General features: G+C 60.8%; 12 protein-coding genes, 1 tRNA gene and 2 pseudogenes. 5 read left to right on the top strand and 10 right to left on the bottom strand.

The window, feature by feature from the left end; genetic code table 11:
• Nucleotides 1-228 precede the first annotated feature (228 nt).
• Nucleotides 229-2,799 (bottom strand): annotated as a pseudogene (locus tag IYX23_RS04125) (cation-translocating P-type ATPase); the annotation flags it as partial.
• A gap of 541 nt (nt 2,800-3,340) precedes the next feature.
• Between IYX23_RS04125 and IYX23_RS20440 the strand changes: the two are divergent.
• Nucleotides 3,341-3,497: pseudogene (locus IYX23_RS20440) on the top strand (VIT family protein); the annotation flags it as partial.
• Nucleotides 3,498-3,557: 60 nt separating this feature from the next.
• Here IYX23_RS20440 and IYX23_RS04120 read toward each other — a convergent pair.
• Together IYX23_RS04120 and IYX23_RS04115 are read right to left on the bottom strand one after the other, a co-directional pair.
• Nucleotides 3,558-3,857 (bottom strand): hypothetical protein, encoded by a 300-nt coding sequence (locus tag IYX23_RS04120; RefSeq protein ID WP_196393244.1) that lies wholly within the window; start codon nt 3,855-3,857, stop codon nt 3,558-3,560.
• Nucleotides 3,858-4,041: 184 nt separating this feature from the next.
• Nucleotides 4,042-4,233: a CsbD family protein gene (locus IYX23_RS04115; RefSeq protein ID WP_018406940.1), complete on the bottom strand. Its 192-nt coding sequence runs from the start codon at nt 4,231-4,233 to the stop codon at nt 4,042-4,044.
• 548 nt (nt 4,234-4,781) lie between these two features.
• On the opposite strand from IYX23_RS04115, the gene IYX23_RS04110 reads away from it, so the two are divergent.
• Together IYX23_RS04110 and IYX23_RS04105 are read left to right on the top strand one after the other, a co-directional pair.
• On the top strand, nt 4,782-6,104 hold the full coding sequence (locus tag IYX23_RS04110) for a lytic transglycosylase F (protein ID WP_196393243.1): 1,323 nt from the start codon (nt 4,782-4,784) through the stop codon (nt 6,102-6,104).
• A 123-nt stretch (nt 6,105-6,227) separates the two neighbouring features.
• Entirely contained in the window at nt 6,228-7,340 is a 1,113-nt protein-coding gene (locus IYX23_RS04105) for a DUF2252 family protein (protein WP_196393242.1), read from the top strand.
• A 171-nt stretch (nt 7,341-7,511) separates the two neighbouring features.
• Here the strand turns inward: IYX23_RS04105 and IYX23_RS04100 are convergent, their stop codons facing one another.
• A complete protein-coding gene (locus tag IYX23_RS04100) occupies nt 7,512-7,907 on the bottom strand; it encodes a cupin domain-containing protein (RefSeq protein WP_196393241.1) in 396 nt (131 codons plus the stop codon).
• 128 nt (nt 7,908-8,035) lie between these two features.
• Here IYX23_RS04100 and IYX23_RS04095 point away from each other — a divergent pair, with 128 nt between their 5' ends.
• Nucleotides 8,036-8,425 carry a hypothetical protein gene (locus tag IYX23_RS04095; RefSeq protein ID WP_196393240.1) on the top strand — a complete coding sequence of 130 codons (390 nt, stop codon included), beginning with the start codon at nt 8,036-8,038 and terminating at the stop codon, nt 8,423-8,425.
• A 313-nt stretch (nt 8,426-8,738) separates the two neighbouring features.
• On the opposite strand, the gene IYX23_RS04090 is transcribed toward IYX23_RS04095, so the two are convergent.
• Nucleotides 8,739-8,957 carry a hypothetical protein gene (locus tag IYX23_RS04090; RefSeq protein WP_036241234.1) on the bottom strand — a complete coding sequence of 73 codons (219 nt, stop codon included), beginning with the start codon at nt 8,955-8,957 and terminating at the stop codon, nt 8,739-8,741.
• 1,640 nt (nt 8,958-10,597) lie between these two features.
• Here IYX23_RS04090 and IYX23_RS20090 point away from each other — a divergent pair.
• A complete protein-coding gene (locus IYX23_RS20090) occupies nt 10,598-10,738 on the top strand; it encodes a recombinase family protein (RefSeq protein ID WP_348643625.1) in 141 nt (46 codons plus the stop codon).
• A gap of 276 nt (nt 10,739-11,014) precedes the next feature.
• Here the strand turns inward: IYX23_RS20090 and IYX23_RS04080 are convergent.
• The 5 genes from IYX23_RS04080 to IYX23_RS04060 all read right to left on the bottom strand — a co-directional run bounded on the left by IYX23_RS04080 (nt 11,015) and on the right by IYX23_RS04060 (nt 15,849).
• Nucleotides 11,015-11,089: transfer RNA gene (locus tag IYX23_RS04080), tRNA-Gln, on the bottom strand.
• Nucleotides 11,090-11,172: 83 nt separating this feature from the next.
• Complete coding sequence (gene rpe, locus IYX23_RS04075) at nt 11,173-11,853, bottom strand: ribulose-phosphate 3-epimerase (protein WP_196393239.1); 681 nt, start codon at nt 11,851-11,853, stop codon at nt 11,173-11,175.
• A gap of 4 nt (nt 11,854-11,857) precedes the next feature.
• A complete protein-coding gene (gene fba, locus IYX23_RS04070) occupies nt 11,858-12,940 on the bottom strand; it encodes a class II fructose-bisphosphate aldolase (protein WP_154451516.1) in 1,083 nt (360 codons plus the stop codon).
• 18 nt (nt 12,941-12,958) lie between these two features.
• Nucleotides 12,959-14,881 (bottom strand): transketolase, encoded by a 1,923-nt coding sequence (gene tkt, locus IYX23_RS04065; RefSeq protein ID WP_246716464.1) that lies wholly within the window; start codon nt 14,879-14,881, stop codon nt 12,959-12,961.
• 92 nt (nt 14,882-14,973) lie between these two features.
• Nucleotides 14,974-15,849 (bottom strand): phosphoribulokinase, encoded by an 876-nt coding sequence (locus IYX23_RS04060; RefSeq protein WP_109024253.1) that lies wholly within the window; start codon nt 15,847-15,849, stop codon nt 14,974-14,976.
• Nucleotides 15,850-16,008 lie beyond the last annotated feature (159 nt).

Raw genomic sequence — 16,008 nt, 5'->3', positions numbered from 1 at the left:
CTTGGACGGAGTGGGAGCGCCTTGTTGCGCGGGCGGGGGTTCAATCCTCTCTACTCGAACCGACCCAGTCTCTCGCGGCGTGATGAGCTTTGGCGCATAAGCGATAAGAAGCCAGCCAAATGAAATCGCCATCGCCGCGGCTGCCGTCCATCCGACAGAGGTCCTCGCGTTCACGCGACTTTGTACGAATATCCGACGGAGCCAACGAACTCCGTTAAGTCCTGCGCCGCGCCAAACGTATTTGAGCGCTTCAAGCAGCACCAACACGATGATGCCGGCGCCGAGCGTGACCGCCAGGTCGTCCAGGTGTAGGGGCCCGAAGCGGAAGAGATCGCTAATGGGGGGCGAAAGGAGCGTCAGACTCAGCATCGCCACGACGGCAAGGAGCACCCACGCAAGCGCCGTGTTTGGTCGACGGAGCGCTGTTAGCAGCGATGCGCTGAAGGTGCGGTTGACAAAGATTAGGCTGACGATCGCGAGGACCAATGAGAAGAAAGTTAACGCGCGCACTTCCGTCTCTGGCATGCCCCGCTTAAGCGCGATGAGGAAAATGACGGCGACAAGCGCGAATGCGAACGCTCCCTGTAAGAGGCCCCACGCGATCACGGGACTCGAGAATAGCGGCTCGTCGGTAGGACGTGGCGGGCGGCGCATCACATCGTCTTCCTCGATCTCGGCTTCGAAGACGAGCGAACAGACCGGGTCGATCACCATTTCCAGAAATGCGATGTGCATCGGCCCAAATAGGAGCGGCAGGCCAAACAGCAGAGGCAATATCGCCAACCCCGCGATGGGCACATGCACCGCGAAGATGAAACCCGTGGCCTTGCGCAGATTGTCGTAGATTCTGCGGCCAAGCCGGATCGCCTTGACGATCGAACCGAAATCGTCATCGAGAAGGACGATTGAGGAGGCCTCCCGCGCCACGTCCGTTCCGCGTCCGCCCATGGCAATGCCAATGTGCGCGGCCTTGAGAGAGGGGGCGTCATTCACGCCGTCTCCCGTCATGGCGACGATCTCGCCGTTTGCTTTGAGCGCATTCACGATTCGGAGCTTCTGATCAGGCAGGATTCGCGCAAATATGTTCGCTGTCCGCATGCGCTGCGCGAGCTGTGGCTCGCTTTCGCTTTCGAGTGTCTGTCCTGTCACGACTTCGTCGGTATTTAGACCCGCCTGGCGAGCGATGGCCTTCGCCGTCGCTGGGTAGTCGCCCGTGATCATGATCACCCTGATGCCTGCCGACCGACACTCGCTCACGGCGGCTGGAACGGCCGAGCGTAACGGGTCGGCGAGTCCGACGAGCCCCAAAAATTCGAACGTGAAGTCTCGCTGCGAGTCCGGCAATGCTTTCTGCGCGAAGGATGCGCTGGCCACTCCCAGAACGCGCTGTCCCTCGGCAGCCATGCCCTCAACGGACCGCTTCACTGCAGCAAACTCCGTCTCGTTCAATCGGCAGAGGGTAGCGATGGCTTCCGGCGCGCCTTTGGCCGCGACAACGAATTCCGGCGTGGCGTCGCTTTGCCAGACCTGTGACATCGCAAGGAGGTCGGAACGAAGACCGTATGTTTGCAAAAGCTTCCAATCGGGACCAAGCAGAGTTCCGGTCTTGGGCAAATGGTTCCGGCCGAAATCGTGGAACGCTTTTTCCATCGGATCGAATGGATCAGGCGCGCTGGCGAGAATTCCGAACTGGACCAGATGATCGAAGCTCGCTGGCATTGAGCGGGATATCTGGCCGGCTCGTAATGCCTCGCCGCCCTTGAGGCGTAGTTCGGCAATCGACATCTGGTTCTCGGTCAGGGTGCCGGTCTTATCCGTGCACAACACCGTCGCCGAACCCAGAGATTCGATGGCCGCGGCGCGACGGGTCAATACGCGCGCCCGCGAAATCCGCCATGCTCCCATCGCCATGAATACGGTGAGCACGACGGGAAACTCTTCGGGCAGCATCGACATGCCGAGCGCTATGCCCGCGAGCACCGCATCGAGCCATCCTCCGCGCAATACGCCGTAGAGCAACACCGCCAAAACGCTCACGGCGCCTCCTGCGAGAGCAAACACCCCCACAAGACGCCGTGTCTGCGCCAGCAGACGCGGCGGCTCCGTTTCGAGCGTGCTGAGCGATTGGCCAATTTTGCCGATTTCACTCCGTGCGCCGGTCGCGATCACTTCGCCTATTCCGGTTCCGCGCACCACCAGCGAACCTGAAAACACAAATGGCAGGTCATCGCCCCCCGGCCGGCGGCTTCCGAGAGGCGCATCGGCGCGGGAGATCTTGCGAACGGGCGCCGACTCTCCCGTCAGCAGCGATTCGTCGATCTGGAGGTCCTGACATTCGCTGAGCGCCGCGTCGGCGGGAACCCGGTCGCCTTCGCTGAGCACGACGACATCGCCACGCACGACTTCGCGCCCAGCGATTCTCTTACGTACGCCGTCACGAATAACCAGCGCGCGCGGACTCGTAAGGTCGCGCAGCGCTTCCAGGACGCGCTCGGTGCGGGTCTCTTGCACCGCCGTGATGACGACCGACATTGTTGCGAAGACGAGGAGAATTAACGCTTCCTTCAAATCCCCCAGCAGCAAGTAGATCAGGCCGCCGCCGATGAGCAGCGCGAGCATCGGCTCGCGCAGGACCTCGAGAACGATTCGCAGCGGCGTGCGCCGTTCCGGCCGCGGTAGCTCGTTGTAGCCCTCGCTCTTCAGCCTGGCCTGCGCGTCTGCTTCACTGAGGCCGGGAGCCGAGTGGAGGGCTGAGGAAGCATCTGGCACTAAAACCCTCCCGAGCGCGCTAACCCGCATTTTCAAACCCGGCATGCGTTAGCCGACTTGTGACGGGACGATGATCGCAATGCCGAGCAGGCGTCACAAGCCGGAGAATCGTCGCCAAGTTGCGACGGGCGGATGTGTCGACCTCATAACGACAAGTCGCGGACGCTGTTCGCGCGATCGGCGTGACCGAGGGGACTTACTGCAGAGTCGATCGTGGCCTCGTTCAGTCAACCTGCGCCTGATCATAGGCGTTTTTCGCACTATCCAGGGCGTCTCGAGAAATCACCTTGGTCGGGGCGAGTCTCTGGGCATTGTCACATTAGGCGCTTACCGTTGCTGACCTCCCGCTCGTATCGGCCAAGATGACCAAACTCAGCTGTGCCCTGAGCTTCCGCGACGTGGAAGATCTGTTGCTGAACGGGGCGTCGCGGTTTCCTACGAGACCGTGCGACGATGGGATGTGTCCAATGCCTCGACGCGTATCCACGTCAGTGGGAGAAGGTGTCGCTTCCGCGATCTAGATTCGTGCGAACCGACAAAGTGGCCTGCCAAGGATTGGATGAGGGACCACGTCTCCGATGCATCACGCCTCGTTATAATCAGCGGCGCTTTTCGCAAGGCGATCCGCGCGTTGAACGCAATTAAAAGCAGGCGGGGCGAATGTTTTGCGCGCCACAGCACGAGTGACATTCTGGGGCGCCTTGGCGATGGCTATAACGGCCGGCATCGAGGAAATTCGGCGCGGTTGTTTGACGACACGGCGAAATCAGGAGGTCCTATCACCGCAGTCACAAATCTTTGTGGCTGTGAAGAAAGCGAGCGAGTTGCTCTTTCAGGTCCGCTGTGGGGAGCGGCTCGCCGACAGAAACGGCGCGTGCGAATAGATCCCGCTGGACTTCCGTGGGTAGATTATTCCAGCGGCTGATGACCGCCGCTCCCAAGCACTGCAAAATGAGTGCTTCTTCTTCCTTGGCCAGAGCAGCCCGCGTTTCCCGATCTGCATCGGTTCTACCGCCCTCGTTCTCCCATCTGGATAAGGCGCGGAGCAGCGGGTTATCCTGATGTGAAGTTTTTGGTTCCTTGCCCATCACGCATCACCCTGAACGATATCAATGCTTCAACACCCTGCGCACACTAGCATGGCCAATCCCAAGTTGATCTGCCATCCCTTGCCGAGACACGTTCCGCTCTGGTCTCCCCGGGGCTGGTCAAACGACCAAATAAAAAGGCGGCCTGTAGGGCCGCCTTTTTCACGCTCAGGATGAGGTCAAGTTAAGCCTTGTCGACGAGCTTCTTTACGGCGTCCTTAGCCTTTCCGACGGCCTCCTGAGCTTCGCCTTTGAGCTCCTGCACGGCGCCTTCGAGCTCAAGGTTCGGATTGCCCACTGCTTGGCCGACCCCCTGCTTGACTGTCCCCGCAGCCTGATTTGCCGCACCCTTGATCTTGTCGGTTGTGCTGCCCATGGTCGGTCTCCTCAATTACGGTCGGCAACGCGGTATTCCGCATTGCGTATCCCGATTTGTTAATAGCGTGATGATAGTCGATTACGGAAAAGCTCGGTAGCGCAATGATTGAGACATAAGGCCGCGCCAGCCTTTCGCCCTAGCTGCGAGCCTCAATCACGTCGCGTCACTCGTGATGCTCATTTTCTCGCGCCCTTCAACAGGCGCGCTTTGCTGACGTGAAGAGATGCAGAATTTTGACGTTCAATTCGCATTGGCCAAGCTTTCGCTGCTCTAAACGCGATTGTCGTCGCCAATGGCGACACATGGCTTTCGCGCTCGAGCACTCCGGGACAATATAAGCAAGCATTTGGCGTCGGACGTCGCCGCCGAAGCAGCTCGAACCGTCGCCATTTGGTCTGAGGCCGTCGATGCCTACCCGGATCGTCACTTTGCTGTGTCTTTTTGCGTTAGCGATTGGATCGATTTCGTTTACGCAGGCGCAAACCGTGATCGGCCAGCGATTAACGCTTCCAAGAGCCCGCGACTGGACAGGCGATTTTTCTGCGATGTTGAAGCGAAGGGCGCTTCGAATTCTTGTTCCTTACAGCAAGACCCTCTTTTTCATGGACCGCGGCCGTCAGATGGGCGTCATTGCGGAATTCGGTCGCGCACTCGAGGATTGGATCAATGCGCAACACAAATCCGAGACGCGTCGCTTCCATGTCACCTTCCTTCCCACGGCCCGCGATCGCCTCTTACAGGCGTTGAACGAGGGCAAAGGAGACGCCGTCGGAGCCAATTTGACAATTACGCCCGCGCGTCTGGCCGACGTCGACTTCGTCGATCCGTGGTTGAAGAACGTCAAGGAGATTGTCGTCACCGGCCCCACCTCGCCGAGGCTGGACACGATTGAGAGCCTCAGCGGACGCGAGATCCACGTGCGCCTTTCAAGCAGCTATGCGGGCCATCTTGCGAGGCTAAGCAACACATTTGTGGCCAAAGGCCTGAAGCCGATTGTAAGCATCCCGATTGATGAGAACCTTGAGGATGAAGACTTGATCGAGATGGTGAACGCCGGACTGCTACCTTATGTTGTCATCGACGATCACAAAGCCACAATATGGTCCAAGATCTTTCCCAGAGCGCTTCCACGCAACGACCTTATCGTTAGCGAAGGCGGGGAGGTCGCATGGGCGATTCGCAAGAACAGCCCGGGGCTCAAGTCCGCGCTAAACGCATTCATCGGGGCGCATCGCGCGATCACCAGCTTCGGCGCCACGATCCGGCGACGCTATTTCTCGGACAAGCGGATTGTAAAGAACGCTCTTGACGAGAGCGAGGCTAGAAAATTTGTCGCGGTTATCGACCTCTTTCGCCGTTACGGCGCGCAATACAATTTCGACTATCTGATGATCGTCGCTCAAGCCTATCAGGAATCTCACCTCGACCAGTCCCGACGCGGCTCGGCTGGCGCGGTGGGCCTAATGCAAATCAAGCCCTCGACCGCGGCCGGCGCACCCATCGGAATCACTGGGGTCGATCGTGACCCAGATCGCAACGTTCACGCCGGGGCCGCCTATCTCCGCTATCTTGCCGATACGTATGTTTCGGATCTTGCGATCGATCCGGTGAATCGGACCTTGATGAGCTTCGCCGCCTACAATGCCGGGCCTGGCAATTTGCGCAAGTTCCGAGCCGCCGCGCAGCAGGCGGGTCTCGATCCGAACGTCTGGTTCAATAATGTCGAGGTGGGCGCGGCCAAAGTGTCGGGGCTCACGCCCGTTCAATACGTCAGCAACATCTATAAATATTACATATCCTACCGGCTCGCCGCCCAGCGTCTCGAAGCGGGCGGAAAAGCTCGGGAGGACATGGGCGCCGCGAAATGATGACACTTCGAGCGGTGTGTCGCGAACCGAACTCTCGGTTCGAACATTGATCTGAGCCGACGCCACATCTCTCGATCCAAACTCCGCGAGACATTCGGCGATGATTGAGCGAGGAGAACAGATATGTCCTTTCGGGCTGACACCGATGCATACGAGGCGTGGCTTCGTAACCAGTGCCAAGTGGTTGAAGCAGACCTCGAGCATAAACACGAGAAGATGAAGAAGGACGCCTTCACCTTCCTTCGCGCCACATTCTTCCGATGGGCGAAGACAATCGAGAAAATTTGCGCCGATCTAAGTGATGCGCCGGCCGTTCTTAGCGTCGGCGATACTCATGTCGAAAACTTCGGGACGTGGCGCGACGCCGAAGGTCGTTTGGTGTGGGGCGTGAATGATTTCGATGAGGCGGCGGTCATTCCATATCCCCTTGACCTTGTCCGACTTGCGACGAGCGTCAGGCTCGCTCAGGGCTTGGCGTTCAGCAACCACGACGCCGCCAGCGCCATTGCCGCTGGGTACCGGAGAGGTCTGGACCACCCGAGGCCAACGCTGCTCGATGAGAACGCAGCCTGGATGCTGCCGTTCGTGGCCTGCACCGACGAAGAGCGGGTAAAATTCTGGGACGAGGTCAGGAAGTATCCGGCGGCTATCCCGCCGGATGAGGTCAAGAGCGCTCTGCGTTCGAGTCTCCCCACGGATGCCGTCGTCGAGAGGTTCGCGTCTCGTAGAAAGGGCAGTGGAGGGTTGGGGCGACAACGTTTCGTGGCGGTCGCGGACTGGCGCGGCGGGAGCGTCATACGGGAGGCGAAGGCGCTGGCGCCGTCCGCGTGGCAGTGGGCCCATGGCGGAGACGCGCGCCCGTCTTCTTTTATCGATCTAGCCACGGGAAAATATCGATCGCCTGATCCCTTCCTTCATATCTATGACGGTTTCATCTTACGGCGGATTGCGGCCGATTCCCGAAAGATTGACCTCGGCGACAACGCAGGCGCTAAGCTGAACCTCCAATTGCTCGAGGCCATGGGCTTCGATCTCGGCGCAATCCACGCCGCCAGCGAAGAGCAAACGCCAGCCATTCGCAATGATCTCGACGCGCGCCCGGTCGATTGGCTGCACGGCGCTGCTAAAGTTGCAGCCGAAAGGGTGAAACAGGACTATGCCGGATGGGCAAAGCTGATCCCGTCAATGATTGCCGCTTTTCGTGATTTCCTCAATGTGGACGATAACGCCAAGTAGAGCGATGAAGGACGAACAGGTCCGCGCGCGACATCAGATCCTTAACCTGATTTTTTGCGCTTCTGTCTGCCGAGAGTTCGCGGTGGCCACAGTCAGGTTCGGGACGGCGGCCGATGCTCGAGGCGGCAGGCAAAAAGGGGCGATCGGTTTGCCGCGCACAACCTTGAGCGGCTACTCCGTCGTCTTGCCATCGAAGTGCTCGTCACCAGCTTCGGCCTCCGCCTTAGTGGCGCGGACGACGCCGTCCCGGTGATCCGGCGGGCCATAAATGGTATAGAGCTTCAAAGGCTTTTCACCCGTGTTTATGACGTTGTGGCGGGCGCCTGCGGGCACGACGATCGCATCGTCGCTCTTAATCTTCGTACGGACGCCGTCAATCAGCACTTCGCCCTTGCCTTTTTCGACCCGAAAAAACTGGTCGTGGTCCGAGTGGATTTCCTCTCCGATTTCCTCCCCGGGTTTTAGAGCCATCAGCACCAATTGAAGGTGCTTGCCCGTATAGAGAACGCGTCGGAAGTCCTTGTTCTCTTCGGTCAGTTCCTCAATGTCTTCGACAAAGCCCTTCATGGCGATATCCTCACTGGTGATGGGCGGCTAAGCAGCATCAAGATTAGCCGGTTGATATGACAAAGCCAGCGTCACGCGCATTAATTCGCCGCGAATAGTTTTAATAATACGCTTAATGGCCATGGCGGGTGGACGAGCGTACATCAAGGTCAACCGTTGACGAAGCTATCTTTACCTCGAAGCGAACTCCCCTCGGCGCTAGACTGGATACGGTCACAACTCAGCGGTTCGTTCGGAAGGACTTTGAAGCAATTTCACACTGTAACGCCAAAAACCATCTCGGTTACAAGAACCGCGCCTATCCGAGCGCGGCCAAACCGGTGAAAAAAGGCGGGCGAGTTGTCGCGCTTCGCCTGGAGGCCATCGAGAAGGTTCCCCGAACATCTAAATTCGGTTTTTCGCTGCTGGGGCGCGATCCGGTGATGGGTCGCGCCCAGGCCTCGGACAACATCATAACGCCGGGAGGCGCGTTATTAAATTCAGACTTGATCCGCGGCGGGCGCTTGCCTCGTGTCTAAAACCAACGTCCTCGGCCGTACCAACCGCCTCCGCCAAGCAGGAGAACAACAATAATAATGAGGAGCAGCGTCTGGATATCCATGATGTCCATTCCTTCAGTGCGATGGCGGCTTTGGCTTGTCGGCAATATCTGTCGAGCACATCATATGGAGACGCCGACGGACAAAAAAAGAAGTCGGTGAATTTCGTAACAATAATTATTGACCAGAAACGTCAGCAACACTCCTTCAGCAGCGCCAAAAAGCGACGAAAGCAATTTGCAGCTGCTCAATCCAATGATGGGTGTCGAGGTCGTCCGTCATCAAACACGAATCAAGTCGATTGCTTTTGCACGTCATGGATCAGATGACTGAGAGACGGCTCGTCGAGGTCGTGCAGAACATCTGCCAGTCTCTCATCGTCAGACCGCCCCGGAGCGAATCCGGCCCCATAGGTCTGACGCAATGTGGATATAAGCGTATTGCCATGCTTCTTGCTGATTCTACCGTTCTTGTCTCGATGGCGGCCGTCGAGTCCCGGTTGCTTTGTCATGACCGTTTCCTCGGGTCGAGGGGAAAAAGCGCCATCACGATTCATCTGGGAATTGACTTTGTCGAGAACGGCCGTGGGCTCTGCGACAGGCGCCGCGCCCCCCGCGGCTTCAGTCTCGGCCTCCGCTTCCGCCTTTGCCTCGGCGTAGAGATCCTCGGCGGCTTCGGCGATTTCGCCGCCCCGTATCCGCGCCTCGTGCATTGCCGCCAGGGCTGCTTTCAGCGCGGCTTTCGCGGCCGGACGTGCGCGTCGCGCTATGTGCGGGCCCAATAGCGCGACGCCCGCCGCGCCTACTACAGCTCCGAGCGCCATGCGCGCCAACGGTGACGACATGATCGTTTCTCCTCTCGAACCCCCGCGGATAATGCAGGTTTAGTGTATTTTGGCGCAACCGCACTAAAGTTTAACCCATCTTGGCGCGCTTGCGCGCGCGGGAAATGTCGGAGGCGGCGTGAAGTTCTTTCCGCTGGAAACCGATTCATCGACGCGATCCGCGTCCATGCTCAAGATGACGAAGCAAAGCGTTGATGACGAGGCGATCTCGAAAGTGCGGCGCCCTGAAGAATCCCCTTCTGCGTATCAGATGGTCGATTTCGTCGCACGCCTTCCGGAGGGGCGCGCCATAACCCCCCGACGACCTGGGTTAGGAGATACGTGAACCAGCACTCGAGCGATTACTTTTGCGTCGGCTAATGTCCGGCGCGCCCATTGACGCGTCGGGTCCGGGAGCCAAATGACGCCTATCTCCCAATGATCGGATCGCCATGCATCCGAATAAGACAGCAACGAGCGAGCGTTTGACCTTGCACGCTCCGGAGCGTGTCGCAGGATTGGCGAGATCATCGCGCGCCTTGAGCGCGAGGGCTATGATGGGCGCCACATTGAAGGGCGTGTTCTTAGAAAGCAGCTTTCCAACTTAATTGAAGAGGCGAAGGCTGGTGCGGCCGACGCGACAGCTTCGCAAAATGTGGGAAAAGATCAGGCCGATCTTCGTTTGTTGAGCGCGCAGGAAGATGAACCATCAAATTCTCGTCGGTCTCACGAGTTTTGAAGCCGACGACATAGTCAAACAGTTGCTGGAAATCTGAACTTCACCCTTTTCCTCTAAGCGGCGTTTTTATGCGGTGCTGCATTTGGGTGGGATAAGGCCGCCACAGGACGCGGTGAGAGCGGTGATTGTGGCTGAACACAGGTCCGCACGATGACCGAAACTGAGAAGCTAATACGAGAAATAGACTTGCTGCGTGAGACGATTCGACGCGAGTGGTTTGACATCAGGCTGGATACTCTGACGCATGACGACCGAGTCGTCATTCGAGAGCATATCGACCGCTGCCACGCCGATCTGAAAATACTGCTGGATCGGCTATGGAATTTGGGCGACGGAAATTCAAGTTAGGACACTTCGATACCGCAACGAGAAGCAGCCTAGCGGCTTCGTAAGCGCTCAACTCGAGCTCCGTATCGCAAGGCTTCTCTGCGTTGCACGCGACGCCAACGCTAATTTCTTAGTTCCGATCGACCCCATCATCCGGGTTATGGCGTTCGGGTTGTGTGGCCTCGCTTGAGGCGCCGATTCGCAATCACTACGGTCAGGGGGAGCACGTGAATTCTGATGTGCTCAGCGGCGCTGACAAGCAATTCAAGGAAATCGTCGCGTCCGCCGTGAAGGCGCCCGTCAGATCGACGTGATCGTGGTCTATAAGGTGGACCGACTCACCCGGTCTCTCGCCGACTTCGCCAAACTGGTCGGGCGTTCCTTACCGCCGCGATCAGGCTAGCCGAATCTCACGGACCTCGCTCTCTGCATCCCGCCAATTTGCGTCGCCTTGGGTCTGCGAGTAATCGGTCGTGTGCGCGCGCCAGAACGCAGGATTCAAGGGGTCTTGTTAACGGCCGGAATTCCGGAGATTTCAAAATCTCCATTGGAGACCGCGCGGCAAAATCTGCGAAAAGAGACGCGTGCTTACGCGTCTGCGATCTTTGGTCCCGGAAAAGGCTGCAGAACCAGGGGCCTTCGGCCGCCGGTCGCGAAATCTCCGAAACTGCAAGATGTCTGGCTGGGGCGGGAGGATTCGAACCTCCGTATGGCGGAATCAAAATCCGCTGCCTTACCACTTGGCGACGCCCCAATGCGCAGGTGAGGCGATAGCGCGCCCGGCCGCGACAATCAACTGCCGGGGCGTCCGGGGTGCAACCCGATGACACCGCCGCGCTAGACGACGATCGCGCCGGCGCTCGCCGCGGCGCGCCGCAGCGCCGCGATGTTGTCGGCGTAGCAGACCTGTCCGCCATGGAAAGCGGCCGAGCCCGCGACGAGAACGTCGCCGCCGGCTTCGACGATCTGCGGCGCCGTCAGCGGCGTCACGCCGCCGTCGACCTCGAGACGGATCGCGCGCCGTCCGATCATCTCGCGGATGGCGCGGATTTTGTCGAGCTGCGCGGGGATGAAGCTCTGGCCGCCAAAACCGGGGTTGACGCTCATCACCAGGATGAGATCGATATCGTCGAGCACATATTGCAGCGCGCTTTCATGCGTCGCCGGATTTAGCGACACGCCGGCCTTTTTGCCGAGCCCGCGGATCGCCTGTAGCGAGCGGTGGAGATGCGGCCCGTTCTCGGCGTGGACGGTGATGACGTCGGCGCCCGCTTCCGCGAAAGCGGCGATATAGGGGTCGACCGGCGAAATCATCAGATGCACGTCGAGCGTCAGACTCGTCACCGGCCGCAGCGCGGCGATGACGCCGGGCCCGAAGGTGATGTTGGGCACGAAATGCCCGTCCATCACATCGAGGTGGATCCAGTCGGCGCCGGCGTCGGCCATCGCGCGCGTCTCCTCTCCCAGCCGCGCGAAGTCGGCCGAGAGAATCGAGGGCGCGATGACGACGCCGGTCATGACGCTACTCGGCCGCCTTCTTGCCGGCGAACTGCGGATCGAGCGCGCCGCTGGCGTAGCGCTTGGCCATTTCGGACAGCGGGATCGGCTTGATCTTCGACGCCTGGCCCGCCGTGCCGAACTCCTCGTAGCGCTGCTTGCAGACGGCGCGCATCGCCTCCATCGCGGGCTTCAAATATTTGCGCGGATCGAACTCGCCCTTGTTCTTGCCGAGAACGTCGCGGATCGCCGCGGTCATGGCGATGCGGTTGTCGGTGTCGATGTTGATCTTGCGCACGCCATATTTGATCCCGCGCTGAATCTCCGCGACCGGCACGCCCCAGGTCTGCGGCATCTCGCCGCCCGCGGCGTTGAAAGCGTCCTGCAAGTCCTGCGGCACCGACGACGAGCCATGCATCACGAGATGGGTGCTGGGCAGGCGACGATGAATTTCCTCGACGACCTTCATCGCCAGGATGGCGCCGTCGGGCTTGCGCGAGAATTTATAGGCGCCGTGGGAGGTGCCCATGGCGATCGCCAGCGCATCGACCTTGGTGCGGGCGACGAAATCCTCGGCCTGCGCCGGATCGGTCAGAAGCTGGTCGTGCGAGAGCTTGCCTTCGGCGCCGTGCCCGTCTTCCTTCTCGCCCATGCCGCTCTCGAGCGAACCGAGCACGCCGAGTTCGCCTTCGACGGAAGCGCCGACCCAATGCGCCATGTCGACGACGCTGCGGGTGACGCGCACATTGTAATCGTAATCGGCAGGGGTCTTGCCGTCGGCCTTGAGCGAGCCGTCCATCATCACCGAGGTGAAGCCGAAGCGGATGGCGCTGGCGCAGGTCGCTTCGGCGTTGCCGTGGTCGAGATGCATGACGAGCGGAATGTCCGGCCAGATCGCCGCGAGCGCCTCGATCATCTTGGCGAGCATGATGTCGTTGGCGTAGCTGCGCGCGCCGCGCGAGGCCTGGATGATGACCGGCGCTTCAACGGACGCGGCCGCCTCCATGACGGCGAGGCCCTGCTCCATATTATTGATATTAAACGCCGGAACGCCGTAGTCGTGCTCGGCGGCGTGATCGAGCAGTTGCCGCAGGGTGATGAGAGCCATTGTCGCCTCCGCTATCTCTTACGTCTTAACTAGCGTACGGGCCGCGTCAGCCACAGCCTCCGCCGTGACGCCGAAATGCTTATACAGTTCGCCGGCCGGCCCGCTTGCGCCAAAACCGCTCATGCCGACGAAAGCGCCGCGCTCGCCGATCCAGCGGTCCCAGCCGAGCCGAACCGCCGCCTCGACCGCGACGCGCGGGGCGGCGCCGAGCACTTCGGCGCGATAGGCCTCGGACTGAGCCTCGAACAGCTCCCAGCAGGGCATAGAGACCACGGCGGCTTTCAGTCCTTGCGTGTCCAGAATGTCGGCGGCCGCAAGGGCGATTTCAACCTCGGATCCCGTGGCGAGCAGCGTGACATCGCGCTTTCCCGCCGCGTCGCGCAGCACATAGGCGCCCTTGGCGGAAAGGTTTTCGCCAATCGGCCGCTCGAGCGTCGGCAGATTTTGCCGCGACAGGCTCAAGACCGACGGCGTGTGGCGGCTGGCCAGCGCCAGCTCCCAGCATTCGGCGGTCTCGATCGCGTCGGCGGGGCGGAAGACGTGAAGATTCGGCATGGCGCGCAACGCCGCCAGATGTTCGACCGGCTGATGCGTCGGCCCGTCTTCGCCAAGGCCAATCGAATCATGGGTGAGCACATAGATGACGCGCAGGCCCATGAGCGCCGATAGGCGGATCGCGCCCCGCGCATAATCGGAGAACACCAGAAAGGTGCCGCCGTAGGGCGCGAAGCCGCCATGCAGCGCGATCCCGTTCATCGCCGCCGCCATGCCGAATTCGCGCACGCCGTAGTGGATGTAGCGGCCGGAAAAATCGTCCGGGGCGACCTCGCCCATGCCCTTGGTGATGGTGAAGTTCGAATGCGTCAGGTCGGCCGAGCCGCCGATCGTCGCCTGCGTCGCGGCGTTGATGACGCCGAGCGCCATTTCCGAGGATTTGCGCGTGGCGATTTTCGGCTTTTCGGCGGCGAGCATGGCGCGAAACTCGGCGAGCGGCTTGGCGATTTCCGCCGCGACGTCGGCTTTCATGAAAGCGTCGAAGGCGGCGCCTTTGGGCGACGCGGCGCGTCGCGCCTCCCAGGCTTCCCGCGCCTTTGCGCCGCGCCCTCCCGCCGCGCGCCAGGCCTCCAGCACGTCGTCGGGCAATTCGAACGGCGCATGCGGCCAGGAGAGCGCCTCTCGCGCCCCGTCGATCTCCGCCGCGCCGAGCGGCGATCCGTGGCTACTTTCCTTGCCCTGCTTAGTCGGCGCGCCATAGCCGATCAGCGTTCGGCAGCCGATGAGCGAAGGCCGCGGATCGGCCTGCGCCGCGGCGATCGCCTGCGCGACCGCTTCAGGATCATGGCCGTCAACATGGGCCACGTGCCAGCCGGCGGCGGCGAAACGCACGATCTGGTCCGTCGAGGTCGCAAGGCTCGTCGGCCCGTCGATGGAGATCGAATTGTCGTCCCAGAAGAGGACGAGCTTTGAGAGCTTCAGATGTCCGGCGAGGTCGATCGCCTCATGGCTGACGCCTTCCATCAGGCAGCCGTCGCCGGCGATCACATAGGTGAAATGATCGACGAGATCGTCGCCGAAGCGCGCCGCCGAGAGGCGCTCGGCGATCGCCATGCCGACCGCGGTCGCGAGTCCCTGACCGAGCGGACCGGTGGTGGTCTCGATGCCGGCGGCGTGGCCATATTCGGGATGGCCCGCCGTGGGAGAACCGAGCTGGCGGAAATTTTCGAGCTCCTTGCGGCCCATGCCTGGATAGCCGAGGAGATAGAGCAGCGCGTAGAGCAGCATCGACCCGTGGCCGGCGGACAGCACGAAACGGTCGCGGTCCGGCCAGTCGGGCTGGCTGGAGTCGAACTTCATGAAGCGCTGGAACAGCACGGTCGCGACGTCGGCCATGCCCATCGGCATGCCGGGATGGCCGGATTTCGCCCTTTCGACAGCGTCCATCGCCAAAGCGCGAATGGCGTTGGCGTAGCGCCCCGGATCGGATTTTGCGTCCGTCGCCGAAATTTCCTTGGCCGCCGTCAATATAGTGTCGTTCACGTCACGCCTTTCCTGCGTCTGACCAGTTCGAGGATCCTCGGAGTAAGGATCAGCTGCATCGCGAGATCAAGCTTATTGCCTGGAATTACGATGGAATTGGCGCGCGACATCCAGCTTCCCGCGATCATTGACACGAGATAGGGGAAGTCCACCCCCCGCGGATCGCGAAAGCGAATGACGACGATCGACTCATCGGGCGTCGGAATCGAGCGCGCCACGAAGGGATTGGAGGTGTCGACCGTCGGCGCGCGCTGAAAATTTATGTCCGTTTCCGAGAACTGGGGACAAATATAATGCACGTAGTCATGCATGCGCCGCAGAATCGTCTCGGTGACGGCCTCGGTCGTATAGCCGCGCGAGTGCCGGTCGCGATGCAGCTTCTGCGTCCATTCGAGATTGATGACCGGCACCACGCCGATCTTGAGATCCGCGTAGCGCGCGACATTGACGTCGTCGGTGACGACCGCGCCGTGCAGCCCTTCATAGAACAGCACGTCGGTATTGGCCGGCAGTTCTTCCCAATCGGTGAATGTGCCAGGCGGCACGCCGAGCCTCGCCGCCTCGTTTTCATCATGCGCGTAATGGCGGTAGCGGCCGGAGCCCGTCTCGCCATATTCGCGAAAGAGCGTCTCGAGCTCCGGCAGCAGATTGGCTTGGGGCCCGAAATGGCTGAAATTCTGGTTGCCGACCGCATGCGCCTCGGTGAGCTTCGCCTTCATCTCCCCGCGATCGTAGCGATGGAAGCTGTCGCCCTCGACATAGGCGACCTCGATGCGCTCGCGGCGGAAAATCTGCTCGAACGTCGCCTTGACGGAACTCGTGCCGGCGCCGGACGAGCCGGTGATGGAGATGATCGGATGTCTGACCGACATGGGCGCGCGACCCGGACCCTACGAGCAAGGCGAACTGGCGGCCTGCGGCGGGCCGGCCGACCGCGGGGGCTCTGGCGGCTTGTCGCACGGCGCGCGGGCAAAGGAAAGGCTCCCGCTCCGCGACCTGCGCAGGTGAGGCCGCAGCTGCGGAGCCACAAC

This window comes from Methylocystis sp. L43, from assembly GCF_015709525.1.
Classification (GTDB): domain Bacteria; phylum Pseudomonadota; class Alphaproteobacteria; order Rhizobiales; family Beijerinckiaceae; genus Methylocystis.
The sequence above is the reverse complement of the archived record's forward strand: the minus strand, read 5'-3'. Positions and strand labels throughout refer to the sequence as shown.

What these genes read in the sequence shown, in the direction of transcription:
- IYX23_RS04115 (WP_018406940.1), bottom strand. Translation starts at nt 4,233, where the DNA reads ATGGGCAGCACAACCGACAAGATCAAGGGTGCGGCAAATCAGGCTGCG.
- IYX23_RS04120 (WP_196393244.1), bottom strand. Translation starts at nt 3,857, where the DNA reads ATGGGCAAGGAACCAAAAACTTCACATCAGGATAACCCGCTGCTCCGC.
- IYX23_RS04110 (WP_196393243.1), top strand. Translation starts at nt 4,782, where the DNA reads ATGTTGAAGCGAAGGGCGCTTCGAATTCTTGTTCCTTACAGCAAGACC.
- IYX23_RS04105 (WP_196393242.1), top strand. Translation starts at nt 6,228, where the DNA reads ATGTCCTTTCGGGCTGACACCGATGCATACGAGGCGTGGCTTCGTAAC.
- IYX23_RS04060 (WP_109024253.1), bottom strand. Translation starts at nt 15,849, where the DNA reads ATGTCGGTCAGACATCCGATCATCTCCATCACCGGCTCGTCCGGCGCC.
- IYX23_RS04090 (WP_036241234.1), bottom strand. Translation starts at nt 8,957, where the DNA reads ATGACAAAGCAACCGGGACTCGACGGCCGCCATCGAGACAAGAACGGT.
- IYX23_RS04100 (WP_196393241.1), bottom strand. Translation starts at nt 7,907, where the DNA reads ATGAAGGGCTTTGTCGAAGACATTGAGGAACTGACCGAAGAGAACAAG.
- tkt (WP_246716464.1), bottom strand. Translation starts at nt 14,881, where the DNA reads ATGGACGCTGTCGAAAGGGCGAAATCCGGCCATCCCGGCATGCCGATG.
- fba (WP_154451516.1), bottom strand. Translation starts at nt 12,940, where the DNA reads ATGGCTCTCATCACCCTGCGGCAACTGCTCGATCACGCCGCCGAGCAC.
- rpe (WP_196393239.1), bottom strand. Translation starts at nt 11,853, where the DNA reads ATGACCGGCGTCGTCATCGCGCCCTCGATTCTCTCGGCCGACTTCGCG.